Origin of the sequence: Bradyrhizobium sp. SZCCHNR1093, from assembly GCF_032381175.1 — a bacterium.
In the GTDB taxonomy this organism is placed as follows: Bacteria; Pseudomonadota; Alphaproteobacteria; order Rhizobiales; family Xanthobacteraceae; genus Bradyrhizobium.
Genome location: NZ_JAUHJJ010000001.1, coordinates 544555 through 571131 on the forward strand (window position 1 = coordinate 544555; position 26577 = coordinate 571131).

Annotated in this window: 20 protein-coding genes; 12 read left to right on the plus strand and 8 right to left on the minus strand. The window is 65.5% G+C overall.

From position 1 onward, the window contains the following. The first annotated feature begins 11 nt into the window (after window positions 1–11). The 4 genes from QX070_RS02685 (at window position 12) to QX070_RS02700 (ending at window position 4770) form a co-directional block, all read left to right on the plus strand. Window positions 12–1475 carry a CpaF family protein gene (locus tag QX070_RS02685; RefSeq protein ID WP_315734626.1) on the plus strand — a complete coding sequence of 488 codons (1464 nt, stop codon included), beginning with the start codon at window positions 12–14 and terminating at the stop codon, window positions 1473–1475. A gap of 11 nt (window positions 1476–1486) precedes the next feature. Then, a complete protein-coding gene (locus QX070_RS02690; RefSeq protein WP_315734628.1) occupies window positions 1487–2461 on the plus strand; it encodes a type II secretion system F family protein in 975 nt (324 codons plus the stop codon). 8 nt (window positions 2462–2469) lie between these two features. Beyond that, window positions 2470–3444, plus strand: coding sequence for a type II secretion system F family protein (locus tag QX070_RS02695; protein WP_315734630.1), 975 nt, complete (start codon window positions 2470–2472; stop codon window positions 3442–3444). Window positions 3445–3528: 84 nt separating this feature from the next. Further along, the gene (locus tag QX070_RS02700; RefSeq protein ID WP_315734632.1) at window positions 3529–4770 is read left to right on the plus strand and encodes a Zn-dependent hydrolase; all 1242 of its coding nucleotides are present in this window, start codon (window positions 3529–3531) and stop codon (window positions 4768–4770) included. A 9-nt stretch (window positions 4771–4779) separates the two neighbouring features. Here QX070_RS02700 and QX070_RS02705 read toward each other — a convergent pair whose 3' ends face one another. Further along, complete coding sequence (locus QX070_RS02705; protein WP_315734634.1) at window positions 4780–5589, minus strand: tetratricopeptide repeat protein; 810 nt, start codon at window positions 5587–5589, stop codon at window positions 4780–4782. 193 nt (window positions 5590–5782) lie between these two features. On the opposite strand from QX070_RS02705, the gene QX070_RS02710 reads away from it, so the two are divergent. The 5 genes from QX070_RS02710 (at window position 5783) to QX070_RS02730 (ending at window position 13778) form a co-directional block, all read left to right on the plus strand. Beyond that, window positions 5783–7165: a leucyl aminopeptidase family protein gene (locus tag QX070_RS02710; protein WP_315734636.1), complete on the plus strand. Its 1383-nt coding sequence runs from the start codon at window positions 5783–5785 to the stop codon at window positions 7163–7165. Continuing rightward, window positions 7158–7997 carry an NlpC/P60 family protein gene (locus QX070_RS02715; protein WP_315734638.1) on the plus strand — a complete coding sequence of 280 codons (840 nt, stop codon included), beginning with the start codon at window positions 7158–7160 and terminating at the stop codon, window positions 7995–7997. Before QX070_RS02710 ends, QX070_RS02715 begins: the two co-directional genes overlap by 8 nt. Window positions 7998–9171: 1174 nt before the next feature. Further along, entirely contained in the window at window positions 9172–10356 is a 1185-nt protein-coding gene (locus QX070_RS02720; protein WP_315734640.1) for a hypothetical protein, read from the plus strand. Then, window positions 10353–12884, plus strand: coding sequence for a hypothetical protein (locus tag QX070_RS02725; protein ID WP_315734641.1), 2532 nt, complete (start codon window positions 10353–10355; stop codon window positions 12882–12884). Before QX070_RS02720 ends, QX070_RS02725 begins: the two co-directional genes overlap by 4 nt. A gap of 87 nt (window positions 12885–12971) precedes the next feature. Further along, the gene (locus tag QX070_RS02730) at window positions 12972–13778 is read left to right on the plus strand and encodes a DsbA family protein (protein WP_315734642.1); all 807 of its coding nucleotides are present in this window, start codon (window positions 12972–12974) and stop codon (window positions 13776–13778) included. 460 nt (window positions 13779–14238) lie between these two features. On the opposite strand, the gene QX070_RS02735 is transcribed toward QX070_RS02730, so the two are convergent. The 6 genes from QX070_RS02735 to QX070_RS02760 all read right to left on the minus strand — a co-directional run bounded on the left by QX070_RS02735 (window position 14239) and on the right by QX070_RS02760 (window position 22815). After that, the gene (locus tag QX070_RS02735; protein WP_315735685.1) at window positions 14239–15876 is read right to left on the minus strand and encodes an ABC transporter ATP-binding protein; all 1638 of its coding nucleotides are present in this window, start codon (window positions 15874–15876) and stop codon (window positions 14239–14241) included. 5 nt (window positions 15877–15881) lie between these two features. Further along, window positions 15882–17060, minus strand: a complete 1179-nt coding sequence (locus tag QX070_RS02740; protein WP_315734644.1) for an ABC transporter permease — start codon at window positions 17058–17060, stop codon at window positions 15882–15884. After that, window positions 17060–18172 (minus strand): microcin C ABC transporter permease YejB, encoded by a 1113-nt coding sequence (locus QX070_RS02745; RefSeq protein ID WP_315734646.1) that lies wholly within the window; start codon window positions 18170–18172, stop codon window positions 17060–17062. Before QX070_RS02745 ends, QX070_RS02740 begins: the two co-directional genes overlap by 1 nt. A 3-nt stretch (window positions 18173–18175) precedes the next feature. Then, window positions 18176–20053, minus strand: a complete 1878-nt coding sequence (locus QX070_RS02750; RefSeq protein ID WP_315734648.1) for an extracellular solute-binding protein — start codon at window positions 20051–20053, stop codon at window positions 18176–18178. Continuing rightward, on the minus strand, window positions 20050–21894 hold the full coding sequence (locus QX070_RS02755; RefSeq protein ID WP_315735687.1) for an extracellular solute-binding protein: 1845 nt from the start codon (window positions 21892–21894) through the stop codon (window positions 20050–20052). The genes QX070_RS02750 and QX070_RS02755 overlap by 4 nt, the downstream gene beginning before the upstream one ends. A 372-nt stretch (window positions 21895–22266) precedes the next feature. Beyond that, window positions 22267–22815, minus strand: coding sequence for a c-type cytochrome (locus QX070_RS02760; RefSeq protein WP_315734650.1), 549 nt, complete (start codon window positions 22813–22815; stop codon window positions 22267–22269). 255 nt (window positions 22816–23070) lie between these two features. Here QX070_RS02760 and QX070_RS02765 point away from each other — a divergent pair, with 255 nt between their 5' ends. Both QX070_RS02765 and QX070_RS02770 read left to right on the plus strand, forming a co-directional pair. Beyond that, window positions 23071–23811 (plus strand): 3-deoxy-manno-octulosonate cytidylyltransferase, encoded by a 741-nt coding sequence (locus tag QX070_RS02765; protein WP_315734652.1) that lies wholly within the window; start codon window positions 23071–23073, stop codon window positions 23809–23811. A gap of 18 nt (window positions 23812–23829) precedes the next feature. Next, window positions 23830–24690 (plus strand): prephenate dehydratase, encoded by an 861-nt coding sequence (locus QX070_RS02770; protein WP_315734654.1) that lies wholly within the window; start codon window positions 23830–23832, stop codon window positions 24688–24690. Here QX070_RS02770 and QX070_RS02775 read toward each other — a convergent pair. Beyond that, window positions 24671–25594 (minus strand): LysR family transcriptional regulator, encoded by a 924-nt coding sequence (locus QX070_RS02775; RefSeq protein WP_315734656.1) that lies wholly within the window; start codon window positions 25592–25594, stop codon window positions 24671–24673. The genes QX070_RS02770 and QX070_RS02775 overlap by 20 nt on opposite strands. A gap of 101 nt (window positions 25595–25695) precedes the next feature. Here QX070_RS02775 and QX070_RS02780 point away from each other — a divergent pair, with 101 nt between their 5' ends. Continuing rightward, window positions 25696–26565: an NmrA/HSCARG family protein gene (locus QX070_RS02780; RefSeq protein ID WP_315734658.1), complete on the plus strand. Its 870-nt coding sequence runs from the start codon at window positions 25696–25698 to the stop codon at window positions 26563–26565. Window positions 26566–26577: the final 12 nt, after the last annotated feature.

The following is a 26577-nucleotide window of genomic DNA, read 5'->3' on the forward strand; positions in this document are numbered from 1 at the left end:
AGTTCTAAGTCGTGTTTGGTAAGCGTAGCGGATTGGACAACGATACCAGGACCCTCAGGCCGGCTGCGCCAGCGCCCGAGCCGGCGCCGGCCGCACCACGCGCGGCGTCTCCGGCCGTGCCGTCGCCACCTCTGGCTCCGACCCGGCAGGCTCCGCCGCCGCCGCCACCGGTTGTCGAGGCCCGGCGTTCGGACAGTTACTATCAGGTCAAGGCGACGATCTTCGGGGCGCTGATCGAAGCGATCGATCTCGCTCAGCTGGCCAAGCTCGACGGCGAATCCGCGCGCGAGGAAATCCGCGACATCGTCAACGAGATCATCGCGATCAAGAATATCGTGATGTCGATCGCCGAGCAGGAAGAGCTGCTCGACGATATCTGCAACGACGTCCTCGGCTATGGCCCGCTGGAGCCGCTGCTGTCGCGCGACGACATCGCCGACATCATGGTCAACGGCGCCGGTACGGTCTTTATCGAAGTCAACGGCAAGATCCAGCGCACGGGCATCCGGTTCCGCGACAACCAGCAGCTCCTGAACATCTGCCAGCGCATCGTCAGCCAGGTCGGCCGCCGCGTCGACGAATCCTCGCCGATCTGCGACGCGCGTCTCGCCGACGGCTCGCGCGTCAACGCCATCGTTCCGCCGCTTGCGATCGACGGCCCCGCGCTCACCATTCGAAAGTTCAAGAAGGACAAGCTGACCCTCGATCAGCTGGTCAAGTTCGGCGCGATCTCGCCGGAGGGCGCAGAAATCCTGCAGATCATCGGCCGCGTCCGCTGCAACGTGCTGATCTCCGGCGGTACCGGTTCGGGCAAGACCACGCTGTTGAACTGCCTGACCAACTATATCGATCACGACGAGCGCGTCATCACCTGCGAGGACGCCGCCGAGCTCCAGCTGCAGCAGCCACACGTGGTGCGCCTCGAAACCCGGCCGCCCAACATCGAAGGCGAAGGCCAGGTGACGATGCGCGAGCTGGTGAGAAACTGCCTGCGTATGCGACCCGAACGCATCATCGTCGGCGAGGTCCGCGGACCCGAGGCCTTCGACCTGCTGCAGGCCATGAACACCGGTCACGACGGATCGATGGGCACGCTGCACGCCAACAACCCGCGCGAAGCCTTGTCCCGCTGCGAATCCATGATCACGATGGGCGGCTTCTCGCTGCCGTCGCGGACCATCCGTGAGATGATCTGCGCCTCGATCGACGTCATCGTCCAGGCGGCGCGCCTGCGCGACGGCTCCCGCCGCATCACGCACATCACCGAGGTGATGGGCATGGAAGGCGACACCATCATCACCCAGGACATCTTCCTCTACGACATGATCGGCGAGGACGCGAACGGCAAGATCATCGGGCGCCACCGCTCGACCGGAATCGGTCGGCCGCGGTTCTGGGAGCGTGCGCGCTACTACGGCGAAGAGAAGCGGCTTGCGGCTGCACTCGACGCCGCCGAAGTCGCGAGCAAGGACTGAGGAGAGACCCCATGAAGCTTCAGGCTCTCGCCCTTGCCTTCCTCGCCGCCACCGCCATCGGCGGCATCGCCTGGGTGTTCCTTTATCCCCTGCTGTCGGGTGAGCGGAAGGCCGAGCAGCGGCGCAGCACCGTCGCCAAGTCCGAGCCGGTGGTCCGCCAGGCCGAACGCAGTCAGCGCTCGCGCCGCGAGCAGGTCGAGTCGTCGCTGAAGGATCTCGAGGCGAAGGCCCAGAAGCAGAGCAAAGTCCCGCTGAATATGCGGATTTCGCAGGCTGGGCTCGACTGGACCGTGCAGAAGTTCTGGATCGTTTCCGGCGTCCTCGGCTTCGTCGTCTGCGCGGTCGCCTTCTTCGCCGGTGGCGGCCCGCTCGGCGCGCTCGGGCTCGGCTTCGCTGCAGGTCTCGGTTTGCCGCGCTGGATCCTCGGCTACCTCAAGAAGCGGCGCGAGAAGAAATTCCTGGCAGCATTGCCGGACGCCGTCGACGTGATCGTGCGCGGCATCAAGGCGGGCCTGCCGCTGTTCGAATCGATCAAGGTCGTCGCCGCCGATGCGCCGGAGCCCTTGCGCAGCGAGTTCCTCGCGATCATCGAGACCCAGGCGATCGGCATGCCGCTCGGCGAGGCCTGTGCGCGGCTGTATGAGCGTATGCCGCTGCCGGAAGCCAACTTCTTCGGCATCGTCATCGCGATCCAGCAGAAGTCGGGCGGCAATCTCTCCGAGGCTCTCGGCAACCTCTCGAAGGTGCTGCGCGACCGCAAGAAGATGAGCGAGAAGATCCAGGCGATGTCGATGGAAGCCAAGGCCTCCGCGGGCATCATCGGATCGCTGCCGCCGATCGTGATGCTGCTGGTCTATCTGAGCACGCCCGACTACATCTCGCTGCTCTGGACCCATCCGACCGGCCAGCTGATGCTGGTCGGCTGCGTGATCTGGATGTCGATGGGCATCCTGGTCATGAAGAAGATGATCAATTTCGATTTCTGAGGTGGACCATGGTCGACTTTCTGGTCACCAAGCTGCACGACCCGCACTTCATGACGATGTTCTTCGCCGCCATCGCGGCGACGGCCACCGTCTATACGCTGATCATGCCGCTGTTCGCGGGCGAAAACCTGAACAAGCGCATGAAGGCGGTCGCCAGCGAACGCGAGCGGATCAAGCAGCGTGAGCGCGAGCGGTTGAACGCCGGCGAGAAGGTCTCGCTGCGGCAGACGCCGAAGCAGCTCATCTCTCGTGTCGTGGAGGATTTCAACCTCACCAAATGGCTCGCCCAGGAAGCGGCCCGCGAGAAGCTCATCATGGCGGGCTACCGCGGCCAGGCGCCCTACATCACTTTCCTGTTCGCGCGCATGGTGACACCGCTGGTGCTGTTCGTCGGCTCCGTGCTGTACGTCTTCGTGATCGCCAATCTGCAGAAGTCGATGCCGGTCAAGATCGGCATCTGCGTCGGCATGGCCTATCTCGGCCTGCAGGCGCCGATGCTGTTCCTCAGCAATGCGATCTCCAAGCGCCAGTTGTCGATCAAGCGCGCTTTTCCCGACGCGCTCGACCTGCTGCTGATCTGCATCGAGTCCGGCATGTCGATCGAGGCCGCCTTCCGCCGGGTGGCGATCGAGATCTCGAGCCAGTCGATCGCGTTGTCGGAGGAGTTCACGCTGACCACCGCCGAGCTCTCCTACCTGCAGGACCGCAAGGTCGCCTATGAGAACCTCGCCCGCCGCACCGGCCTGGAGGGCGTGAAGTCGGTCTGCCTCGCGCTCCAGCAATCGGAGCGATACGGCACGCCGCTTGGGCAGTCGCTGCGCGTGATGGCGCAGGAAAATCGCGACATGCGCATGAACGAGGCCGAGAAGAAGGCCGCGGCGCTGCCGCCGAAGCTGACGGTGCCGATGATCCTGTTCTTCCTGCCGGTGCTGTTCGTGGTCATTCTGGGACCGACCGGCATCAAGGTCGCGGCCATGCAGTAGACGTAGACCGCTCGCGAGAAATTTCGCTTGCGGTCGCGGCTCTACCCTGGAAGCTAGGCTGAGCATGATCGAGGTCTCCGCCTGATGTCCGACAAGCTCCGCCGCGCCGATGGCGCCCGCGTTCTGGCCGATCTGAACGCGCTGCGTGCCTTCGGCACCTACAAGACCGGCGTGCACCGGCCGACCTTCTCCAACGCCCACCGGCAGTCGCTGGCCTGGCTCGCCGAGCGCCTGCCCGACGCGCAGCTCACGCCTGATATCGACGGCATCGGCAATGTGCTCGGCACCAGCGCCAAGCCGGGCCCCAAGCTGCTGGCCGGATCGCATCTCGAGAGCCAGAATCGGGCCGGCTGGCTCGACGGCCCGCTCGGCGTCATCTACGCGCTGGAGGCGGCGCGCGTGCTCAATCCAGACCCGTCCATCAACGGTGCGGTGGAGGTCGCCTCCTGGTGCGACGAGGAGGGCCACTTCGGCAGCATGCTCGGCAGCCGGTCCTATGTCGGCGACGTCAGCGAGGCCGACATCGATGCTGCCCGCGACCGCAGCAGCCCGCGCACGATGCGCGAGGCGCTTGCCGAGATGGGCCTCGCCGGACGGCCGCGCCTGCAGGCCGAGCGCGGCCGGCATATCGGCTATCTCGAAGCTCATATCGAGCAGGGCGACACGCTCGAGGCGAGCGGGCTCAAGATCGGTGTCGTCACCTCGATCGTCGGCATCTGGCAATACCGCATCACCTTCACCGGCGAGCAGAACCATGCCGGCACGACGCGGATGGCGGTGCGCAAGGATGCCGGGCTCGCGCTCGCCAAGTTCTGTGTCGCGATCGATGCGCGCTTTCCGGCCGCCTGCGGCCCGCGCACGGTGTGGACCACGGGACGCATCACGCTCGATCCGGGCGCACCGAGCATCATCCCCGGCCAGGCCGAGATGCTGTTCCAGATCCGCGACGACAATGCCGCCGTGGTCGACCGGCTCGAGGAGCTGCTGCGTGAGATGGCTGCGCAGGCGTCAGACGCAGGTCCCTGCCATGTCGCCGTCGAACGCATCCGTACCGGCGCGCCGGCCATGATGGACGGCACGTTCCAGGATGCGATCGAGGCCGCCAGCCGCGATCTCGCCGGCGGCAAGTCGCTGCGGATGCCGAGCGGCGCCGGACACGACGCGCAGGTGCTGGCCACCATCATGCCGGCCGGCATGCTGTTCGTGCCGTCGATCGGCGGCATCAGCCATCACTGGACCGAGAACACGGCCGACGCCGACATCGTCACCGGCGCCGACGTGTTCGTCGACACATGCCGCCGCCTGCTCACAGGCGCGACACGATAGGGCACGCCGTCAGTCCGGCGGGTTGAGCGCGGCCATCGGCGCCGCGTTGCGCGCCTTGCCCTTGCCCTGGCTCTGCCCCTGAATCATCTGCTTGAGATAGGCGACGTTGGCGGCGGCCTCGTCCGGCGGCAGATCGGCCCGTGCGATCTGCTCGGCCTCCGCGAAGCGTCCCTGCAGGCCGACGACGAGCGCGAGGTTCTGGCGCACCCGCGCGTCCGCCCGCTGCGAGCCGTAGGCCTGGCGCAGCACCTCCTCGGCCTTCGGCAGCTCCCGTGTCAGCATGTAGGATAGGCCGAGATTGGACAGCACCGAGGGCTCGCCCGGCACGATCTTCAGCGCGCTGTCGTAATAGCGCCGCGCCTCGTCGTGGCGGCCCATCTGGTCCAAGACGGTGCCCTGCACCGACAGCAGCTTCCAATCGGGATTGTCGGGCGAGTGCGCGCGCGACAGCACGTCGAACGCCAGCTTGAAATTGCCGTTGTCGGCGAGCGCCCGTCCGTAGGCCGCGAGCACGGTCTTGTTGCCGGCGTTGGCGAGCGTGGCCTGCTCGAGCACGGCGACCGCCTGCTCGCGCTGGCCGTTGTTGCGCAGCGCCTGGCCGTAGGCGAGCGCGATGGCCGCATCCTTCGGGTTGGCGCGGTAGCGCTCGCCATAGACCTCGACCGCGCGCTGCGGGGTCGCGGGCGGCGGCGGCTCGGCCCGGCTGCGCAGCGAGCCCGTGACGTCGGACATAGTCTGGCAGCCGCCGAGGCCCGCAGCGGCGAGCGCGGCGAGGGCAACGGACGCGAGGAGCCGGGGAATGGGAGGCGCTTGACGCATGTCACTTGGACTCGAACGGGCGAATTGAACGCGCCAGCAATAAACTGTTAACGCTAACAGCCGGTTAATGGCGTGTTCCAGGCGCAGCCGTCACATTTGCGTCGGCTTGCAGGCGATGCGGCCGGCGCGATTGCAGCGGCCTCCAAACTCTGCGAAGTCTGGCTGCCGCGCGCCAGTTAGGGAACCATTAGGCATGCCGTCGATGTTCGAGACCGCCTCCACAACGTCCGCCATCCCGATCACCTTCGTGACGAAGGCGAACTGGCCGGGGATCAAGGAGAGCCTGTCGGTTGAAGCGCGCAACTTCGCCGAGGCCAACGTCTACACCGCCAAGCCCGGCAGCTATCTGGCGCTGCCAGCCGCCGACGGCCGCATCGCGCAGGTCCTGTTCGGCATCGAGGACGACGACGCCGGGCACCGCGATCTGTTCCGGCCCGGCGCCCTGCCCGGCCTGCTGCCTGCGGGCACCTACCGCTTTGCCAATGCTCCCCATGATGCGCGGCTGGCGGCGCTCGCCTTCGCGCTCGGCAGCTACCGCTTCGGCCGCTACCGCAAGACCGAGACGCCGGAGGTTCGCCTCGTTCCGCCGGATGGCGTCGACGCCGCCGAGCTGAACCGACTTGCCGACGCGGCGACATTGGCGCGCGACCTCGTCAACACGCCGTCCAACGACATGGGGCCCGAGGAGCTCGAGGCCGCTGCAAAGCAGCTCGCCGACCGCTTCGGCGCCCGCTTCACCAGCATCGTCGGCGACGACCTGCTGCAAGCGAACCATCCGCTGATCCATGCCGTCGGCCGCGCCTCGACCCGCGCGCCGCGCCTGATCGAGCTCGTCTGGGGCGATCCATCACATCCCAAGGTGACCCTGGTCGGCAAGGGCGTCTGCTTCGACACCGGCGGGCTCGACCTGAAGCCGTCGAGCAGCATGCTCCTGATGAAGAAGGACATGGGCGGCGCCGCCAACGTGCTGGCGCTGGCGCAGATGGTGATGGATGCCAAGCTCAAGCTGCATCTGCGCGTGCTGATTCCAGCGGTCGAGAACGCGGTCGCCGGCAACGCCTTCCGTCCGCTCGACGTGTTTCCCTCGCGCAAGGGCATCACGGTCGAGATCGGCAACACCGATGCCGAGGGCCGGCTGGTCCTGGCTGACGCGCTGGCGCTGGCCGACGAGGACAAGCCCGACCTGCTGATCGACATGGGCACGCTGACCGGCGCGGCGCGCGTCGCGCTCGGTCCCGATTTGCCGCCATTCTACACCCAGGACGAGGCGCTCGCAGCCGATGTCGCGCGCTGCGCTGCCGCCGAGAACGATCCGCTGTGGCGCATGCCGCTGTGGGCACCGTACGACTCGTGGCTCGACTCCAAGGTCGCGACCATCAACAACGCGCCCTCGGGCGGCTTCGCCGGCTCGATCACCTGCGCGCTGTTCCTGCAGCGCTTCGTCGAGCACGCGAAGAGCTGGCTGCATCTCGACATCTTCGCCTGGACGCCGTCCGCCAAGCCGGGCCGGCCCGAGGGCGGCGAATGCCAGGCGGCGCGTGCGCTCTACAAGCTCCTGAGCGAGCGCTATGGCTGATCCGCGCCTCACGCCTGCGCGCGGCGACATCGCTGCGAAGCATCTCGAAGGCCAGGTCACGGCCGCGCGCTTCGTCGAGGGCGAGATGCTGGTGGTCGCCGATTCCATCGCCCCGCTGCGCCAGCAGCCGTTCTCCGGCGCCGAGCTGGCGACGCAGGCGCTGAGGGGCGAGCGCGTCACGATCTATGATCGCAACGGCGAGGGCTGGGCCTGGGGCCAGCTCGCGGCCGACGGCTATGTCGGCTGGCTGCCGGAGGCCGCGCTGGCGGCGCCCGCCGTAGCACCGACGCACAAGATCAGCGCCGTGCGCAGCTTCGCGTTCCCCGGACCGTCGATCAAACTGCCGCCGGTCGCGACGCTGCTGATGGGCTCGACCATCGCGGTCGCGCGCGAGGACGCGAGCTTCGCCGTGACGGCCGATGGCTGGTTCGTGCCGAAGCCGCACGTGGCGCTGCTCGGTGCCATCGAGCCCGATTATGTCGCGGTCGCCGAACGCTTCGTCGGCACGCCCTATCTGTGGGGCGGCAAGAGCAGCCTCGGCATCGACTGCTCCGGCCTGGTGCAGGTGTCGTTGAATGCTGCGGGTGTGCCGTGCCCGCGCGACAGCGACATGCAGCTCGCCGCGCTGGGGCGCTTGCTCGACGGGGGAGAGCCGCTTCGCCGCGGCGATCTGATGTTCTGGAGGGGCCACGTCGCCATCGTGCGCGATGCTGACACGATCGTCCACGCCAACGCGTTTCATATGGCCACGCAGATCGAGCCGATCGGCGAAGCGATTGCCCGTATCAAGGCGAGCGGGAGCGATGTGCTCGCGATCAAGCGGCTGGATTGACTCGCCTCATCGCGCTGGCGCGTCCTCCCGATGAGGTTTTGAGACGCAGGCTCCCTCCTCCGTCATTGCGAGCGTAAGCGAAGCAATCCAGAGTCCCGCCCTCGACTCTGGATTGCTTCGCTGCGCTCGCAATGACGCGGAGAGAGCGGCGCAAGAGTCCGATATACCTATCAAACAGCAACAGGCCGCGCCAAACAGCAGGGCAAGCATCCGCATTCTCGCGGCCTCATGGGCCCGAGCTTTGCGCAATCATCCGCCCTCGAAAACATGAGAGGGCGCAGGGAAGGCCGGGTGCCGACCGCACCCGTGGTTGCGTGCAACAAGCACGCGGTAGTCACCACAGGTACGGGCCGAACATCCGGCCTTCCCTGCGCGATGTTTTGCGACTTACTTCGTGATCTCCCCAGGGACCGGCTTTCTTGCCCCTGCCGGCCGCAGGCCTCATCGGCTCCCGCGACCTTGACGCCAGCATCGGGGCGCCAGGACCACACGACTTCGCCGTCCGCATGACACCGTTCGTCGGTGCGCGAATGCACACTGCAACATCATCGCGGCCATCGCATCCCGCACCCGACGTCCGTGACGACGCGTACGTCCCTCTCGTGGGGCAGGACGGGGCAGAGTATGCACGATTTCCGGAAAAAAGAAATATGAATATTTTTCGCGAGAGGACTGGACAGGCGTTCGCGGACCGCGCCCGTCGGCCAAATCACCCGCAATCGCGTGGGTTCTCGCCGCAGCCCAAGAGATCTGAGATTCTGACTGTCGGCGCTTTTGGTAATTCGCCCGGTCTCGAGAGTATAGCGACAGATTGGTGCCCGGCAGACGATTGCCGCTTCTGTGAAGGGTTTCGGATGCCGGCCGCATGATTGACGGCGCGGCATATTCGGGCGGCCGGCGTCCGAAAACCTCCAAGGGAGGAACCCGCGCATGGTGGGCAGGACTGGTGCGGAGGCGCATTCCACCGGGCCGCTCGATGAGCGGCGGGCACGACGAGCAGCTTTGCAGAATGGCGGTTGTACGGTCACGAGGTGTCGATCCTGATGGCGCTGGTTGGCGCAGTCGGCTGATGGCGCGGCTGCCGTCGCCTCTGTTGATCTAGCGCAAGGCTGGAATTGAGAAGAACGGCCACATTGAGAAGAAGGGCCACGTTGATGCGACAGAGGGGCGGATCATGGGGCGCGCAGGACGCTGGCGGGTTCAAGGAGCGGCCATCGTCGCCGCGATGATTCTGCTGGCGTCGCCGGCGCGGGCGGGCTGCAGTCCAGAAGACATCGCGGATGCCTTTATCGGGACGCTGTCCGCCGCATATGTGTGCAAGTCGGTCTATGAGAATGACGCAAGCCGCTACGCAGCGATTGCACTGACCGCAGCACTCAGCGGCGTCGCCTTGTCAGGGTCGGACACGGGGAAAGGGCAAGCCCTGGTCAATCAATTCTGCGCAGAGGCGCAGGGCAACGCCGACCAAGTCGTCAGCAAGCTGAACACGATCTTTGGCAACGCGATCGCAGAAAATGTTCTCGGCGATCTTTCCAAGGAGCTCGCAGCCGTTGGCGCGGCCGCAGACGTCGTGAAATGCGCCTGCAAGAGCGAGCAGAGCACCGTTGGATTGGGTTCCGAAGTCGGCTCATGTCTTCAGGAGGCGCTGTGCTGGGGGCAGGAAAAGCTTGGCATGCAGTCCTGCGGCGATTGCGAGGTCCTTCCGCCTGTTCAAGCCACATGCGCCGCGATCAACGCGACGTGCGAAAAAGTACATTACATGGAGTGGTGGAGGTACCCGGAATGTCAAGGCATCGGCGGCCCCGGCTCGATCTTCAGCCCTTCCAGCAAAGGCGTCTATCAGGATCAATACGATCGATATGGCGTGGGCATGGTGGAAACCGGCGACGGGACGCTGGTGGTCACGGATCCCGGCGCCTATGCCTGCCACACAGGGAGCAGTTACTGCACCTGTCCGAAACCGATGGTGCCGCACTGGCAACAGGTCCCCAACCCCGGATCCGGCGATAGCAAGTACGTGTTCTCGTGCGATTGCCCGAAGGACACCCATCCCGGCGCGTTGAAGTCGGACGGGCTCTCCGAGTGCCTGTGCGACGACACCAACCAGGTGGCGGTTTTCGGCTTTGCGCCCTACGGCATGTGTCCGCCCGCGGCCTGCCCGGCCGGACAAACAAGACTCGGCGGCGACAAGAACAGCCCCTGTGTCACGCCCTGCTCCGACAAGAGCCAGGGAATGGCCTTTGACGGGAGCTGCTGCAATCCCGCGCAGATGACCAATTGTGGAGAATGTTGCCCACCGGACACCGTGCCCAACGTCAAGACCGGCTCCTGCGAGCCACGGCCCAAGCAGCCGAAATGAGGCGGACCGACATGATCGAGCTTGGCCGACAGACGTCCTTGACAGCCGCCGTCCGTGCGATGCGGCGCCTCGCCTGGCTGCTGATCCTGCCTCTCGCACTCGGGGGGCCCGCGTCGGCGCAAACGCCGCCCGGCGTTTACACCCCCGGCGATGCTGCAGTCACCGGATTCTCCGGGGCTATTCGCCCGTTCGAGATCGAGCCCGGTCAGGATCCCGACGTTCGGACCATCATCGATCCTGGAGGGCCGTCGCTGCGCATCGTCGATCTAAGACGCATGGGCGGTCCGCCCCAGGCGCAATTGGTCGGTGCGCCGAAGCCGTTCACCGTCAGCGCGAAGTCGATCGGGCAGGTGTTTGGCGTCGCTCTGGACGACAGTTCCCCCGCCAACATTTACGTCGCGGCGACATCCGCCTATGGTCTCTCGATCGTCGCGCCGGGACCTGAAGGTCGACCGCAACATGTCAGGCTCGGGACTAGCGGCGCGACCTTCATGCCGGCACAATGGGGTCCGGGCGGCGGCCCGGGATCGATCTGGAAGATCAATGGCGCCACCGGCGCGGTGACGCTGTTCGCGAATGTCACCACGGGCGACAAGGCCAATTCGGGCGCGGCGCTCGGGGGATTGGCCTATGATCCGGCGACCAAGTCTCTGTTCGTCGCCGACCGTGAGACCGGGCTGATCCATCGCTTCGGCCCGAACGGCGTCGACCTCGGTGTCTATGATCACGGCGTCGCCGGCAACGCAGCCGCGGGACTTCCGACGACGCCGGCGCCGGCCGGGCCAGGCGTCGATATTACGAATCCTCAATTCGACAGCGCGCAGCCCGAGACCTGGGGCTACGCGGCACCGGATCGGCGAGTGTTCGGCCTCGCCATTCGCGACCGCCGGCTCTACTACGCGGTCGCCGAGGGCTTGCGGGTGTGGTCGGTCGGGCTCAACGCGAACGGCTCGTTCGGTGCGGACGCCAGAATCGAAGTCGTCGCGCCGTCCGCCGCCGGCCCCACCGAGATCTCCAGGATTACTTTCGACGATGAGGGACGGATGTTTTTGGCCGAGCGGCCGGCGCCGACCGGGGCGCAGGATTTCGAGGCCTTGTCCGCGCCGTCGATCGGCCGCGTGCTGCGCTATACGCTGATCGGTGTCACTGAGATCAAGCAGCCGATCTGGCAGCCCTTGCCGGACGAATATGCGGTGGGATTCCCCGAACGTTTCCGCAATGGCAATGGCGGCGTCGCGATCGGCTACAGCTACGACATGGGCGGTACCATGAATCCGGCCTCCTGCGGCGGCTTCGTCTGGACCACCGGCGAACAATTGCGCCACGCCACCGATCCCAAGCTCGTGGCTCAACTCGGCCAGAACGACGCGCTTGCGATCGACGGACTGCAGGGGAATCCGATCTGGCGCATCCGCCGCGGCGATGAGCCACCGCTGCTCAGTTACTTCATCGACTATGCCGACGCGCCGCCCGATCTATCAGCTCGCGGGCACATGGGAGATATCGCCATCTTGCGCGCGTGTACGAGGGAAGCCGCACAGATACGGCTTGCGCCGCGTCCAGCCGGCGCGCCGCCTCCCGCCGGCATGCCGAAGCCGCCGGGTCTGCAGACCTGCAAGACCCATGTCTGCGGTTCGGACGGATCGGTTTGTCCGCCCAATCAGATCTGGATCATCAAGACCAAGAGCTGCGCGTCGAGCTGCGCCCCGCCCAATGTTCTGGTCAATGGCCAATGCTGCTCGCCCAAAGACCTACAGCCGAGGGGCATCTGTTCGAACAACAATCCGTCGACTGATATCGCCAAGCCGATGTGCGGCGTCAACCAGACGGCGATCGGCCCGAACAATGAATGCTGCGAGAACAGCCAGATCTATTCCGGCCCGATTGGCCAACAACTTTGCTGCGGGACGACCGTGGTGAACGGCGTGTGCGATCCGTTGAAGCCGAAAATTCCGGACTGGAAATGCCCCAGCTGCTGTGCGCCCGGCTATGTGAAGATCGCCGGCAAGTGCTGTCTCAAGAGCCAGGCGACGTCGAAGGGACAGTGCTGCCCGGCCGGCCAGATTGCGAGCCCCGACGGCACGCTATGCATACCGCTGCACTGGCTGCCGAGACTTTCACAGTGTTGCGCCTCGGGCTTCTTGCCGACTGCGAATGGCAAATGCTGCGCGCCCGCGAATCTGACGACGAGCGGCGAGTGCTGCGCGGCCCCGGTCGACCCAAAGGATCGAAGCCAGTGCTCCAAGAAGATCGAGAAGAAGTCCACCACGGTCGTCCCCGTGATTCCGAAGCTGCCGACGACGTGCCAACCTGGTGAGCGGCGCAATGCCAACGGCGTGTGCGTGGCACGCAAACCGGGGGTGACGCGGGACCGGCGGGCGCCGGATGTCGGTCGCCCGATCGTCTGCCCCCCCGGTTGGATTCCGGGGCCGCTTGGCGCGCGCTGCCGGCCGGCCGGCCGATTTGCGCCGCGCATGCCGGGGTTCAGACCGGTCCCCCCGCCAGGCACGATGATGCCGCGACGATGAAGGAAGCAGCGATGCACGAGGACACGAATTCGCAAATCATTACTGCACGCCAACTGCGGAAGTCGGCAGCCATATGGAGGATGACCGATGACCAATTTGATCCGTAGCGTTGCCACGGCGGCTGCCGTCTTCACGCTGTCTTTGCTTTGCGTGCAGCCCGGCCGAGCGGAGAGTTCGCGCAGCGACATCGAGGCGATCGTCAAGGACTATATAGCGACCCATCCCGAAGAAATCGAGCAGGTCGTGAAGGACTACCTCGCCAAGCACCCCGAGGCCGTGCAACAGGCCATCTCCGACCTGATCAAGAAGCGGCAAGCCGCGACACCGGCGGCAGCGCCCGGTTCCGACAAGACTGCACTGGTGAAGCAAAATGCGCCGGCCTTGTTCGCGTCAGCGCACCAGGTCACGCTCGGCAACCCGCTGGGTGATGTCACCCTGGTCGAGTTCTTCGATTACAGCTGCGGCTACTGCAAGCGTGCGCTCGGCGATATACTCGAATTGTTGAAGAGCGACCCCAAGCTCAAGATCGTGCTCAAGGAATTTCCGATCCTCGGCCCCGGTTCGCTGGAGGCGGCGCGCGTCGCGGTAGCGGTACGCATGCAAGACCCGACGGGCGCGAAATACCTCGACTTTCATCAGCGGCTTCTCCAAAGCAGCGGACCCGCCGACAAGGCGCGCGCGCTGGCCATCGCGCAGACGATCGGTCTCGACGTTGCTCAGCTTGAAAAGGACATGGACAGCGTGGAGGTGCGCCAAAGCCTCGATGAGAGCGGCAATCTTGCGCAGAAATTGGGATTGAACGGGACGCCGAGCTATGTCATCGGCGGCAATGTCATCGTCGGCGCGGTCGGACTTGCCACGCTGAAGGCCAGAATTCAGCAGGCTCGCCAGTAGTACGCTCCGATAGCGAAGATATGCATCGACGCCCGAGGTCTCGATTTGTGCGGCGCGCGAGTCCGCTGCTGTGAAGGGCTTCGGATGCCGGCAGCATGATTGACGGCGCGGCACATTCGGGCGGCCGGCGTCCGAAAGCCTCCAAAGGAGGAAACCGCGCATGGTGGGCAGGACTGGTGCGGCAGGAGCCTCGGATAGAGCCGGTGCACGGTCTCTCCGCTCTTGAGCGGGACGTGCCAGTAGGGGCCAAGGTTGCCTGCCGGCGACGGACCCATATCGACCCAGGCGCGATTCCAATCGAGATCAGCCCATTGTTCTTCGGTGACGCGATAGCCGTCACGCAGCCAATCCTTATGCGTGGTTCCAGAAATCCATTCTGGACGTCCTGGAGCATCAGTCACGGCACGCTCTCCGGATTCGCGCCATCAGTTGCAGCAGAGTGGCTGCCGACAAGCGACATCTAGCTCGTCGCCGTCCCATTCCCCGCCGTCTCGTTCCTGAACGCCGCTGCGAACAGCGCGAGGGTGTAGTCGGTCTTCGGCGCCTTGAACAGCTCGACCGCCGGCCCCTCCTCCACGACCTTGCCGTTGCGCATCACGATCAGATGGGAGGCGAGGGCGGCGACCACGCGCAGATCGTGCGAGATGAACATGTAGGTCAGCTCGCGCTTGCGCTGCAGATCGCGCAGGAGATCGACCATCTGCGACTGGAACAGCATGTCGAGCGCCGAGGTCGGCTCGTCCAGCACGACGAAGCTCGGCTCGAGCACGACCGCGCGGGCCACCGAGATGCGCTGGCGCTGGCCGCCGGAGAATTCGTGCGGATAGCGGAAGCGCGTCTCCGGATCGAGCCCGACCTCCTTGAGCGCCTTGACGACCTTGGCCTCGCGCTCCTCATCCGTCAGTTTCGGCTGATGCACGCTCAGTCCCTCGGCGATGATGTCGCCGACCGACATGCGCGGGCTCAAGGCGCCGAACGGATCCTGAAACACGATCTGCATGTCGCGGCGGAACGGGCGGACCTCCTTGAAGGACAGCCCCTGCAGCTCCTTCCCGAGGAAGACGATGAGGCCGTCGGAGGAAATCAGCCGCAGCAGCGCCAGCCCGAGCGTGGTCTTGCCCGAGCCGGATTCGCCGACGACGCCGAGCGTCTCGCCCTTGCGCACGGCAAGGCTGACGCCGTCCACGGCCTTGATGTGACCGACGGTCGAGCGAAAAAAGCCGCGCTTGATCGGAAACCAGACCTTGAGATCCTTGGCCTGCATGACCACCGGCGAATCGGGTCGCGGCGGCGCCGGGTCCGGCTTCGGCTCGGCGGCGAGCAGCGCCTTGGTGTAGGGATGAGCCGGCGCGGTGAACACCTGCTCGACCGGGCCCTGCTCGACGATCTTGCCGCCGTTCATGACGCAGACCCGATCGGCGATGCGGCGGACGATGCCGAGATCGTGGGTGATGAACAGAAGGCTCATGCCGAGGCGTGCCCGGATATCGGCGAGCAGCGCCAGGATCTGCGCCTGCACGGTGACGTCGAGCGCTGTGGTCGGCTCGTCGGCGATCAGCAGGGCCGGCTCGTTGGCGAGCGCCATCGCGATCATCACGCGCTGGCGCTGGCCGCCGGAGAGCTGATGCGGATAGCTGCCGAGCCGCGTCTCCGGCTCGGGAATGCCGACCTGGGTCAAGAGCTCGAGCGTGCGCGTCCGCGCCGCACTGTTCGAGATCGGCCGATGCAGTTGCAGGATCTCGCCGATCTGCCGCTCGATCGTGTGCAGCGGATTGAGCGAGGTCATCGGCTCCTGGAAGATGATGGAGATGTCGCTGCCGCGGATCTCGCGCATCTCGCGTTCGGACAACGGCAGGAGATCGCGGCCCTTGAAATGGATGCTGCCCGACGGATGTGAGGCGACCGGATAGGGCAGCAGCTTCAGCACCGACAGCGCGCTGACCGACTTGCCCGAGCCGGACTCGCCGACCAGGGCGACGCACTCGCCGCGCTTGATCTCGAACGAGACATGGTCGACGGCGGTCGACAGGCGGCCCTGCTGATGAAAGGCCACCGAGAGATCGCTGACCGAGAGCAGCGGCTGGCTGATCGCATCCATGTCGGTCACCTGAACGTCTTGCGCGGGTCGAACGCGTCGCGCACGGCCTCGCCGATGAAGATCAGCAGCGACAGCATGATCGCGACGGAGAAGAAGCCTGTGAGACCGAGCCACGGCGCCTGCACGTTGGACTTGGCCTGCGACAGCATCTCGCCCAGCGACGGCGATCCCGGCGGCAGGCCGAAGCCGAGAAAGTCGAGCGCGGTCAAGGTCATCACCGAGCTCGACACGATGAAGGGCAGGAACGTCATGGTCGCGACCATCGCGTTCGGCAGGAGATGGCGGACCATGATCACGGCATTGGAGACGCCGAGCGCGCGCGCCGCCTGGATGTACTCGAAATTGCGGCCGCGCAGGAATTCAGCCCGCACCAGGCCGACCAGCGAGACCCATGAGAACAGCAGCATGATCCCGAGCAGCGTGAAGAAGCCGGGCACCAGCACCGCGGACAGGATCAGGAGCAGATAGAGATAGGGAATGGCGTTCCAGATCTCGATGAAGCGCTGGAACAGAAGATCGACCCAGCCGCCGAAATAGCCCTGCACGCCGCCGGCGGCGATGCCGATGATCGAGGAGAAGAACGTCAGCGACAGGCCGAACAACACCGAGATGCGGAAGCCGTAGATCAGCCGTGCGACGACGTCGCGGCCCTGGTCGTCGGTGCCGAGCCAGTTGTATTCGAGATCCCGGCAGCTCTTCAGCCCCTTCTTCTCGACCACGGGTTTGCACTGTGCCTCCGTCAGCATCCAGGTCGGCGGCGATGGCGCCGGCGTCGGCAGATCGAGATTGTGCGTGGCGTAGGAGTAGCGGACCAGCGGCCAGACCACCGTGCCGCCCTTGTCCGCAATCAGCTTCTGCAAATACGGATCACGATAGTCCGCGGCGGTCTCGAAGTCGCCGCCGAATGCCGTTTCCGGATAGGTGACGAACGCCGGGAAATAAAGGTGGCCGTCGAACCTGATCAGGAACGGCCGGTCGTTGGCGATCAGCTCGGCGAACATCGAGACGATGAACAGAAACAGAAACAGCCACAGCGACCAGTAGCCGCGGCCGTTGGCCTTGAAGTTCTGCCAGCGGCGCTGATTCAGCGGCGACGGCCGGAAACGATGCCGCGTCGGCGGCACAGCCTCGCCGAGCGGAGCCTGCGCCGTGGTCTCGACCGGAGGGGGGGCCGTGATCGTCATCAGACCTCCCGCGCCTCGAAGTCGATCCGCGGATCGATCCACATGTAGGTCAGATCCGAGACCAGGTTGATCGCGAGGCCGAGCAGCGAAAAGATGAAGAGATTGCCGAACACGACAGGATAATCACGATTGAGAATGCTCTCGAACGAGAGCAGGCCGAGCCCATCCAGCGAGAAGATCGTCTCGATCAGCAGCGAGCCGGAAAAGAACGCGTGGATGAAGGTGCCGGGAAAGCCGGCGATCACAATCAGCATGGCGTTACGGAAGACGTGGCCGTACAGCACCTGGTTCTCGCTGCAGCCCTTGGCGCGCGCCGTCATGACATATTGCTTGCGGATCTCGTCGAGGAAGGAGTTCTTGGTCAGCAGCGTCATGGTCGCGAAGGCGCCGAGCGCCATCGACACCAGCGGCAAAGTGAGATGCCAGAAATAGTCGATGATCTTCCAATACCACGGGAAGTCCGACCAGCCATCCGAGGTCAGCCCGCGCAGCGGGAAGATGTTGAGGAACGAGCCGCCAGCGAACAGGATGATCAGAAGGATCGCGAACAGGAAGCCCGGAATGGCGTAGCCGACGATGATCACGGCGGAGGTCCAGACGTCGAAGCGCGAGCCGTCCTGCACCGCCTTGCGAATCCCCAGGGGAATCGAGATCAAATAGGTCAGCAGGGTCATCCAGAGGCCGAGCGACATCGACACCGGCAGCTTCTCCTTGATGAGCTGCAGCACGCTGGTGTCACGGAAATAGCTCTTGCCGAAATCGAAGCGCGCGAAGTTCCAGACCATCAGCGCGAACCGCTCCGGCGCCGGCTTGTCGAAGCCGAACTGCTTTTCGAGCTGCTTGATGAAGGCGGGATCGAGCCCCTGCGCGCCGCGATATTTCGAGTTCAGCTCGCCGCCGGATCCGACCTGTCCCGGCGGACGCGCGCCGAAATCCGAACCGCTGCCGCCAGAAATGCGCGAGGTGCCGCCGGTGTCGGCGCCGGTCAATTGCGCGATGACGCGCTCCACCGGACCGCCCGGCGCGAACTGCACCACGACGAAGGAGATGAAGAGGATCCCGAGCAGGGTCGGGAGCATCAGCAAGATGCGACGGGCAATATAGGCGGCCATGAACTACTTCGCCTGCTCCAGCTTTACGGCCTTGGCGGCATCGTACCACCAGATGTCGGGGGCGCCGACGCCCGAGGCGTATTTCGGCGGCTTCGGCGGGTGATTGAACTGATCCCAATAGGCGATCGGGTGGGTCTGGCGATACCATTGCGGTATCCAGTAGTGGCCGGCGCGGAACACGCGGTCGAGCGCCCGGCAGGCCAAGGTCAGCTCGCTGCGGCTTTCCGCGGCGATCGCCTTGGCGACCAGCGCGTCGATCGCGGGATTGCTGATCCCTGCGAGATTGTAGGAGCCCTTGGTCTTTGCCGTGTCCGAGGTGAAGTAAGCCCTGAGGCCGTCGCCGGGGGTCGGCGACATCGACATGCGTTGAATGGCGATGTCGAAGTCGAAGTCCTCGACCCGCGCGCGATATTGCACGGCGTCGACGATGCGCAACTCGGCGTCGATGCCGAGCGTCTGCAGGTTCTTGATCAGGGTGCCGTGGTGCGGCTTGAACGAGACCTCGTCGATCAGGAACTCGATCGCGAACACCTCGCCGGACGGCAGCAGTCGCTTGCCGTCCTTGACCGGCAGGCCGGCCCGCTGCAAGAGCTGCATGGCCTTGCGCAGCAGCGCGCGATCCTGGCCGGAGCCGTCCGAGACCGGCGGCACGAACGGCTCGCCGAACACATCGTCAGGCACCTGGCCGCGGAACGGCTCGAGCAGCTTCAGCTCTTCCGCCGACGGCGGTCCGACCGCGACCATGTCGGAATTCTGGAACGGCGACACGGTGCGCGCATAGGCGCCGTACATGATGGTCTTGTTGGTCCATTCGAAGTCGAACGCATAGGTCAACGCCTGGCGGACGCGCGGATCCCGAAACTTATCGCGGCGGGTGTTGATGAACCAGCCCTGCCCGCCCGACGGCGTCTCGTCCGGCAAGAGCTCGCGCTTGACGCGGCCGTCCTTGATCGCCGGGAAATCGTAGCGCGTCGCCCAGATGCGCGAGGTGAACTCCTCGCGATAGAGATAGCTCTTGGCGGTGAAGCCCTCGAATGCGACGTCGCGGTCGCGGTAGAACTCGTAGCGCACGATGTCGAAATTGTAGAGGCCGCGGCTGACCGGCAGGTCGGCCGCCCACCAGTCCTTGACGCGCTCGAACTCGACGTAGCGGTTGATCTCGTATTTGCCGACCTTGTACGGCCCCGAGCCGAGCGGCACGTCGAGCGGCCCCTCGTCGAACGCACGGTTCGCATACCAGGCCTTCGAGAAGATCGGCAGGGTCACGACGTAGAGCGGCACGTCGCGCGCGCGCTTCTCGACGAAGGTCACCACGACCGTCGCATCGTCGAGCACCTCGGCCTTCACGAAATCGCGCAGCTGCACCACGATCAGCGGATGGCCCTTCTCCTTCAAGGTATTCAGCGAGAAGGCGACGTCGTGCGCCGTGATCTTGGACCCGTCGTGAAAGCGCGCCTCGGGACGCAGCGTGAAGCGATAGGTCAGCTTGTCCGCTGATATCGCGACGGACTTCGCGACCAGGCCATAGACCGCATCCGGCTCGTCGCTGGCGCGCACCATCAGCGACGCGAAGGTCATGTCCATGCCCTGCGCGCCCTCACCTTTCAGGACGTAGGCATTGAACGAGTTGAAGGTCTGATAGGACTGGTTGTAGGCGCGCACCGACGGGATCAGCGAGAACATCCCGCCCTTCGGCGCATCCGGATTGACGTAATCGAAATGGTGGAAATCGGCCGGGTATTTCAGGTCTCCGAACGCCGACGTGCCGTGCGAGTCTGCGCCGAACTCCGCGGCCATGGCCGGCTTCAGGAGGGGGACGCTGAGCGCGCCGAACCCAAGCCCGAGCACGCCGCGGCGCGACAGGTGATGGAGCGTGCTCAAGAGCGCTTCACCTTGGCAGCCTTGTCGGCGTCGTACCACCACAGATTCGGCCAGCCGGACCGCGCATATTTCGGGAACGGCGTGAAATGGCTGAAGCGGTCCCAGCGTGCGCTGCGGGCAAATGGATAGGTGAACTGCGGAACGACGTAGAAATTCCAAAGCAGCACCCGGTCGAGCGCATGCGTTGCCGCTTCGAGAGAGGCGCGATCCTTGGCGTAGATGATCTTCTCGATCAGCGCGTCGACAGCGGGGTTCTTGATGCCAATCGTGTTCTTCGAGCCGGACTCGTCGGCGGCCTTGGAGCCCCAGAAATCGCGCTGCTCGTTGCCGGGCGACAGCGACTGCCCCCAGACATCGATGATCATGTCGTAGTCGAAGGTGCGCACCCGGTTCTCATACTGGACGTTGTCGACCTGGCGTACCGTCACCGCGACGCCGAGGCGCTCCAGCGACGGCTTGTAGAACAGCACGATGCGCTCGGACGACGGGTCCTGGACCAGCAGCTCGACCGTGACCGGCTTGCCGGCGGGATCGACGAGCTTGCGGTCCTTGATCTCGAAGCCTGCGTCCTTCAGCAGCTTGGTGGCCTCGCGCAGATTGGCGCGAACGTTCTCGGGATTGCCGCCCACCGGGGCTTGGTAGACCGTGGTGAACACGTCCGGCGGCACCTTGTCGCGCAGGCCCTCGAGGATCTGCAGCTCCTGGCCCTGCGGCAGCCCGGAGCAGGCCAGATCCGTGCCTTCGAAGTAGCTGTTGATGCGCTTGTACTGGCCGTAGAACAGCTGCTTGTTCATCTCCTCGAAATCGAAGGCGTAGTTGAAGGCGCGCCGCAGCCGCGCATCCTGGAATTGCGGACGCCGCAGGTTGAAGGCGAAGCCCTGCATGCGGCCGGAGTCGCTGATCGGGAATTCGTCCTTGACCACGCGCTTGTCGTTGATGGCCGGGAAGTCGTAGGCCGTGGCCCACTGCTTGGCCGAGTTCTCGTTGATCCAGTCGGCCTGGTCGGCCTTGAAGGCTTCGAGGGCGACGATGTTGTCGCGGAAGTATTCGAACTGCAGCTCGTCGAAATTGTTCTGGCCGATCTGGACCGGCAGGTTGGCGCCCCAATAGTCCTTGACGCGCTCCATCTTGATCGAGCGTCCGGGCACGAACTCCTTGATGCGATACGGGCTCGACCCGAGCGGCGGCTCCAGGGTGGTCGCGGTGACGTCGCGCTTGCGGCCCTGCGCGTCGGTGCCTTCCCACCAGTGCTTCGGCAGCACCAGCAGCTCGCCGACGATGTGCGGCAGCTCGCGATTGCCCGGACCATCGAAGGTGAACTTGACCTCGAGATCGCCGGTCTTCTCGGCCTTCACCACATGACGATAGTAGGATGAGTAGTGCGGGCTGTTCTTCTTCAGGGACTCGAGCGAGAAGATGACGTCCTCGGGCGTCACCGGCTTGCCGTCGTTCCAGCGCGCTTCCTTGCGCAGGCGGTAGATGACCCAGGAGTAGTCGTCCGGATAGGCCGCCGACTCGGCGAGCAGGCCGTATTCGGTCGACACCTCGTCCTGCGACCGCGTCATCAAGGTCTCGTAAACCAGCCCCGCCGCGGACGCGATGTTGCCCTTCACATACATCACGACGATGTTGAAATTGTCGAAGGTCCCGAGCGAGATCATCCGCGCGACGCCGCCTTTCGGCGCATCCGCATTCACGTAGTCGAAGCGCTTGAAGTCCGCCGGATACTTGATCTCGCCGAACAGCGACAGGCCGTGGCGCCAGACCAGCTGCTCGCCGGCCTGCGCCCGGGCGGCGTCGAGAGGGGCGAGGCTGGCCGCCGTGCCGAGCGCCGGGGTCATCGCAGCGAGCACGCTGCTCTGCAGGAGCTGTCGTCGGGTAATCGTCAAATGAGACTTCCTCTGAATAAGACCGCTTGAAGCAGGTGGTAGCCGTGGCCGCTGCTGCTCCCAGATCCAACGTCTGATCGTAACCCAATTCGCAAGGGCAGGTTTCGCCGGCCTCAGCGAGGTGCTCCGGCCCGCGAACCCGTTCCATTCAGGGGACCAATATACGGCAAGGTTTCGACCAATAACCTTGCTTTTTCCTCATGATACCGGGTTGTGAACGAGGTGGATGCGACCAAAGGTCCCAAATGCGGCGAAATTCGCCCCGCAAAGCAAAACGGCCGGGCTTGGGGCCCGGCCGTCGAAAACTGGTGGGTCAGCAGCCGATCACTTGGCTGCGGTGGGCAGCGGCGCCGGGCTGTCGGCCAGCGAGTTCAGATAGGCCAGCACGTCGGCCCGCTCCGAGTCCTTCTGGATACCGGCGAAGCCCATCGCGGTGCCCGGGATGTAGCCCTTCGGATTGGCGATGAACTTGTTGAGGTCGTCGATCGTCCAGGTGCCGCCCTTGGCCTTCATCGCCGCCGAGAAGTTGAAGCCGCGGCCTTCGCCGATCTTGTCGCCGACGATGCCGTAGAGGTTGGGGCCGACGCCGTTCTTCTCGCCCTTCGCGAAGGTGTGGCAGGCCGCGCACTTCTTGGCGGCGGCGGCGCCCTTCTCGACCGAGGCGGTCTGCAGCAGCTTCTCGATCGGCTCGGCCGCGGCCGGCGCCGCGCCACCCTTGGCGGCGCCCTCGGCCTCCTTCACGGCGATCTCAAAACCCGGCTTCTCCGGCATTTTCGGCGCGAAGATCGCGCCAGCGGAGAAGCTCGTGACCAGCACGACCAGACAGGCAGCCAGCACGGCGCCGATGATTTTGTTCAGTTCGAAGGAGTCCATTTTGGAATCAGGCTCCGAGGGCGGATTTCATTGTTCTGTCGGAGGCCGCGAGGCCGCGACCGCGAATCGCCCCAGGACTCGAGATAAGGACTCGTCAAGGCATCGAGCGGAATCGAGCCGTCGCGCCTCCCCCTGCGGCAGAAGTGAGATATCGGTTTGCCCGTGCTCTGGCAACCCGTATAAGCGGGCGGCTTTCGCTGTCCCCATCCAGTCCGGCCCGCGCTGTTGCGACCGGCTCCGACCTGCCGTTCCCGGATGACCAAATCCCGAATTCTCGTGCTGATCCCCGCCCGCATGGCGTCGACCCGCCTGCCGGGCAAGCCGCTGCTCGACATCGCCGGCCAGCCGATGATCGTGCAGGTGCTCCGCCGCGCGCAGGAGGCCGCGATCGGCCGGGTGGCCGTGGCAACCGACACGCCCGAGATTGCCGCGGCCGTCACGGCCGCGGGTGGCGAAGTGGTCATGACCAGGCCGGATCATCCCTCCGGGTCAGACCGCATCTACGAGGCCATGTGTAAGCTCGACCCGGCCCGCGAGGCGGAGATCGTGGTCAATCTGCAGGGCGACTTCCCGACCATCGACCCGCAGAACATCAGCGACGTGCTGCCCCCGCTCGAGGATCCCGCCGTCGACATCGCGACCCTTGCCGCGCAGATCCACACCGAGGAGGAGAGCCTCAATCCGAACGTCGTCAAGGCGGTCGGGTCGCCTCTCGGCGGGCGGCGCATGCGCGCGCTGTACTTCACCCGGGCCACGGCGCCGCATGGCGACGGACCGCGCTACCATCATATCGGCCTCTACGCCTACCGCCGGGCGGCGCTGGAGCGCTTCGTCAGCCTGCCGCCGTCGCCGCTGGAGCAGCAGGAGAAGCTGGAACAGCTGCGGGCGCTGGAAGCCGGCATGCGCATCGACGTGATGGTCGTCGACGCCGTGCCCCGCGGCGTCGACACCCCGGCCGATCTCGAAACCGCACGCCGGCTGCTGTCCAAGACCTAAGCTGCTACAAGGCCCCACATGAGCAAGATCTTGAAAATCGCATTCCAGGGCGAGCCGGGAGCCAATTCCCACATCGCCATCTCCGAGGCCTATCCAACCGCCGAGGCCATGCCCTGCGCGACCTTCGAGGATGCGCTGAGCGCGATCTCCTCCGGCGAGGCCGATCTCGGCATGATTCCGATCGAGAACTCGGTCGCCGGCCGCGTCGCCGACATCCACCATCTGCTGCCGGCCTCCGGCCTCTACATCATTGGCGAGTGGTTCCTGCCGGTCCGCCACCAGTTGATGGCGCTGAAGGGCACCAAGCTCGCCGACATCAAGACCGTCGAAAGCCACGTTCACGCGCTCGGCCAGTGCCGCCGCATCATCCGCCAGCTCGGCGTCCGGCCGATCGTGGCCGGCGACACCGCGGGCAGCGCGCGGGACGTGTCCCAGCGCGGCGACAGGAGCGTCGCGGCGATCGCCTCGCGTCTCGCCGCGGAGATCTACGGCTTGGACATCCTCGCCGAGGACATCGAGGACGAGGCCCACAACACCACGCGTTTCGTGGTGCTGGCGCGCCAGGAGCAGTGGGCCGAGCAGAATTCCGGGCCGCTGGTCACGAGCTTCGTGTTCCGCGTGCGCAACCTGCCGGCTGCGCTCTACAAGGCGCTCGGCGGCTTCGCCACCAACGGCGTCAACATGACCAAGCTCGAAAGCTACATGGTCGACGGCAACTTCTTCGCCACGCAATTCTATGCCGATGTCGACGGCCACCCGAACGACAAGGGCCTCGCTTTCGCACTGGAGGAGCTGAAGTTCTTCTCCCGCGAGCTGCGCATCGTCGGCGTCTATCCGGCGCACCCGTTCCGCGCGACATTCAGCGAGCGGATGGAGTGATCGGACCGTCATCTCGCGGCTCCAGATAGGCCGCCAGCTCGGCCGGCGTTCCCATCGGGAACGCCTGCTTCAGATGGTCGAGAAAGGCGGAGACGCGCGCGCTCAACAGCCGCCGCGACGGATACAGCGCCCACAGCGCAACCGCTGGCGCGTCGAGATCCGCCCACTGCACGAGCCGGCCTGCAGCGAGGTCGTGGCTGGCGAGCGAGAGCGGCAGGCATGCGGCGCCGACCCCGGCACGGACCGCATCGCGCACCATGATCAGCGATGACAGCCGCAGGATCGGATCGATTGCGATGCGCGATCGTCCCTTTGCAGCCGTGACGTCCCACGCTGCGATCTGCTCGGTGCTGCGAACGACAGCAGGAACGCGCGCGCCGTCCGCCGGCCTCGTCAGGGCTGGGCTCGCCACGACCACCATCTGGTCGCGCAGGAAGATGCGCCCGACCAGGCTGTCATCGGGATCGGGATTGACCCGGATCACCAGATCATAGCCCTCCTCGACCATGTCGACGGCCCGGTCGTCGGTCGTCACGTCGAGCCGGACCTCGGGATATCGAAGCGCGAACGACGCGGCGAGCCTGCCCATCGCGGTTTGCGAGAACAGCAGCGGCGCGCTGATCCGCAGGCGGCCGCGCGGCGTGTCGCCGCCCGAGGAGATCGCAGCCACGGTCTCGTCGAGCTCGGTGAGCAGCGCGCCCGCCCGCTCGAACAGCGCCCGCCCCTCCTCGGTCAGCTTCAGCGCGCGCCCGCCGCGCTCGATCAGCCTGATGTCGAGGCTCGCCTCCAGCTCGGCGACCCGGCGCGACAGCGTCGCCTTGGGGCGACCGCTGGCGCGGGCGGCGCGGCCAAAGCCGCCGTGACGGGCGACCAGTGTGAAATCGGCGAGCGGCAGCAGATCCATCTGTTCCACCAATGAGACGACCTGTCCATTTATAGCGTCTATTGGCTCGCATATGGATCGCTATTTTCGGGGTGTCTCAACAACCAACCCGGAGTGATCCCATGACCATCCTCGTCACCGGCGCCACTGGAACCGTCGGCCGTCACGTCGTCGACCAGCTCGTCAAGCGCGGCGCCGACGTCCGTGCCCTCGTCCGCGATCCTGCCAAGGCGAGGTTTCCGGCGGGCGTCGCGGTCGCGCAGGGCGACCTGCTCGACGTCGATTCGCTGCGCTCTGCCTTTTCGGGCGTCTCGACCTTGTTCCTGCTGAACGCCGTCGCGCCCGATGAATTCACCCAGGCACTGGTCGCACTCAACGTCGCCCGCGAGGCCGGCATCGCGCGGATCGTCTATCTCTCGGTGATCCACAGCGACGTCTACGTCAACGTGCCGCACTTCGCCGGCAAGTTCGCCGTCGAGCGGATGATCGAGCAGATGGGCCTGAACGCCACCATCCTGCGCCCGGCCTACTTCATGACCAACGATCTCACGATCAAGGACGTCGTGCTCGGCTACAGCATCTACCCGATGCCGATCGGAGCCAAGGGCCTTGCCATGATCGACGTCAGCGACATCGGCGAGATCGCAGCGATCGAGCTGATCCGCCGCGAGCAGTCAGCCGTGCCGCTGCCGCTCGATCGCATCAACCTGGTCGGTCCGGACACGCTGACCGGCGCTGATGCCGCTGCGATCTGGTCTGACGTGCTGGGCCGCACGATCGCCTATGGCGGCGACAACGCCAGGCAGTTCGAGACCAACCTCCGGCAGATCATGCCGAGCTGGATGGCGTTCGACATGCGGCTGATGGCCGAGCGCTTCCTCACCGACGGCATGGTGCCTGAGGCCGGCGACGTCGCGCGCCTGACGGCGCTGCTGGGTCGTCCCCTGCGCTCCTATCGCGACTTCGTCGCTGACATCGCGACCGCCGCCTGACGGCAACAAGCC

Coding starts and splice junctions, on each gene's coding strand:
- QX070_RS02690 (WP_315734628.1), top strand. CDS start 1,487: ATGAAGCTTCAGGCTCTCGCCCTTGCCTTCCTCGCCGCCACCGCCATC.
- QX070_RS02695 (WP_315734630.1), top strand. CDS start 2,470: ATGGTCGACTTTCTGGTCACCAAGCTGCACGACCCGCACTTCATGACG.
- QX070_RS02700 (WP_315734632.1), top strand. CDS start 3,529: ATGTCCGACAAGCTCCGCCGCGCCGATGGCGCCCGCGTTCTGGCCGAT.
- QX070_RS02705 (WP_315734634.1), bottom strand. CDS start 5,589: ATGCGTCAAGCGCCTCCCATTCCCCGGCTCCTCGCGTCCGTTGCCCTC.
- QX070_RS02710 (WP_315734636.1), top strand. CDS start 5,783: ATGCCGTCGATGTTCGAGACCGCCTCCACAACGTCCGCCATCCCGATC.
- QX070_RS02715 (WP_315734638.1), top strand. CDS start 7,158: ATGGCTGATCCGCGCCTCACGCCTGCGCGCGGCGACATCGCTGCGAAG.
- QX070_RS02720 (WP_315734640.1), top strand. CDS start 9,172: ATGGGGCGCGCAGGACGCTGGCGGGTTCAAGGAGCGGCCATCGTCGCC.
- QX070_RS02725 (WP_315734641.1), top strand. CDS start 10,353: ATGAGGCGGACCGACATGATCGAGCTTGGCCGACAGACGTCCTTGACA.
- QX070_RS02730 (WP_315734642.1), top strand. CDS start 12,972: ATGACCAATTTGATCCGTAGCGTTGCCACGGCGGCTGCCGTCTTCACG.
- QX070_RS02735 (WP_315735685.1), bottom strand. CDS start 15,876: ATGGATGCGATCAGCCAGCCGCTGCTCTCGGTCAGCGATCTCTCGGTG.
- QX070_RS02740 (WP_315734644.1), bottom strand. CDS start 17,060: ATGACGATCACGGCCCCCCCTCCGGTCGAGACCACGGCGCAGGCTCCG.
- QX070_RS02745 (WP_315734646.1), bottom strand. CDS start 18,172: ATGGCCGCCTATATTGCCCGTCGCATCTTGCTGATGCTCCCGACCCTG.
- QX070_RS02755 (WP_315735687.1), bottom strand. CDS start 21,894: ATGACCCCGGCGCTCGGCACGGCGGCCAGCCTCGCCCCTCTCGACGCC.
- QX070_RS02760 (WP_315734650.1), bottom strand. CDS start 22,815: ATGGACTCCTTCGAACTGAACAAAATCATCGGCGCCGTGCTGGCTGCC.
- QX070_RS02765 (WP_315734652.1), top strand. CDS start 23,071: ATGACCAAATCCCGAATTCTCGTGCTGATCCCCGCCCGCATGGCGTCG.
- QX070_RS02770 (WP_315734654.1), top strand. CDS start 23,830: ATGAGCAAGATCTTGAAAATCGCATTCCAGGGCGAGCCGGGAGCCAAT.
- QX070_RS02775 (WP_315734656.1), bottom strand. CDS start 25,594: ATGGATCTGCTGCCGCTCGCCGATTTCACACTGGTCGCCCGTCACGGC.
- QX070_RS02780 (WP_315734658.1), top strand. CDS start 25,696: ATGACCATCCTCGTCACCGGCGCCACTGGAACCGTCGGCCGTCACGTC.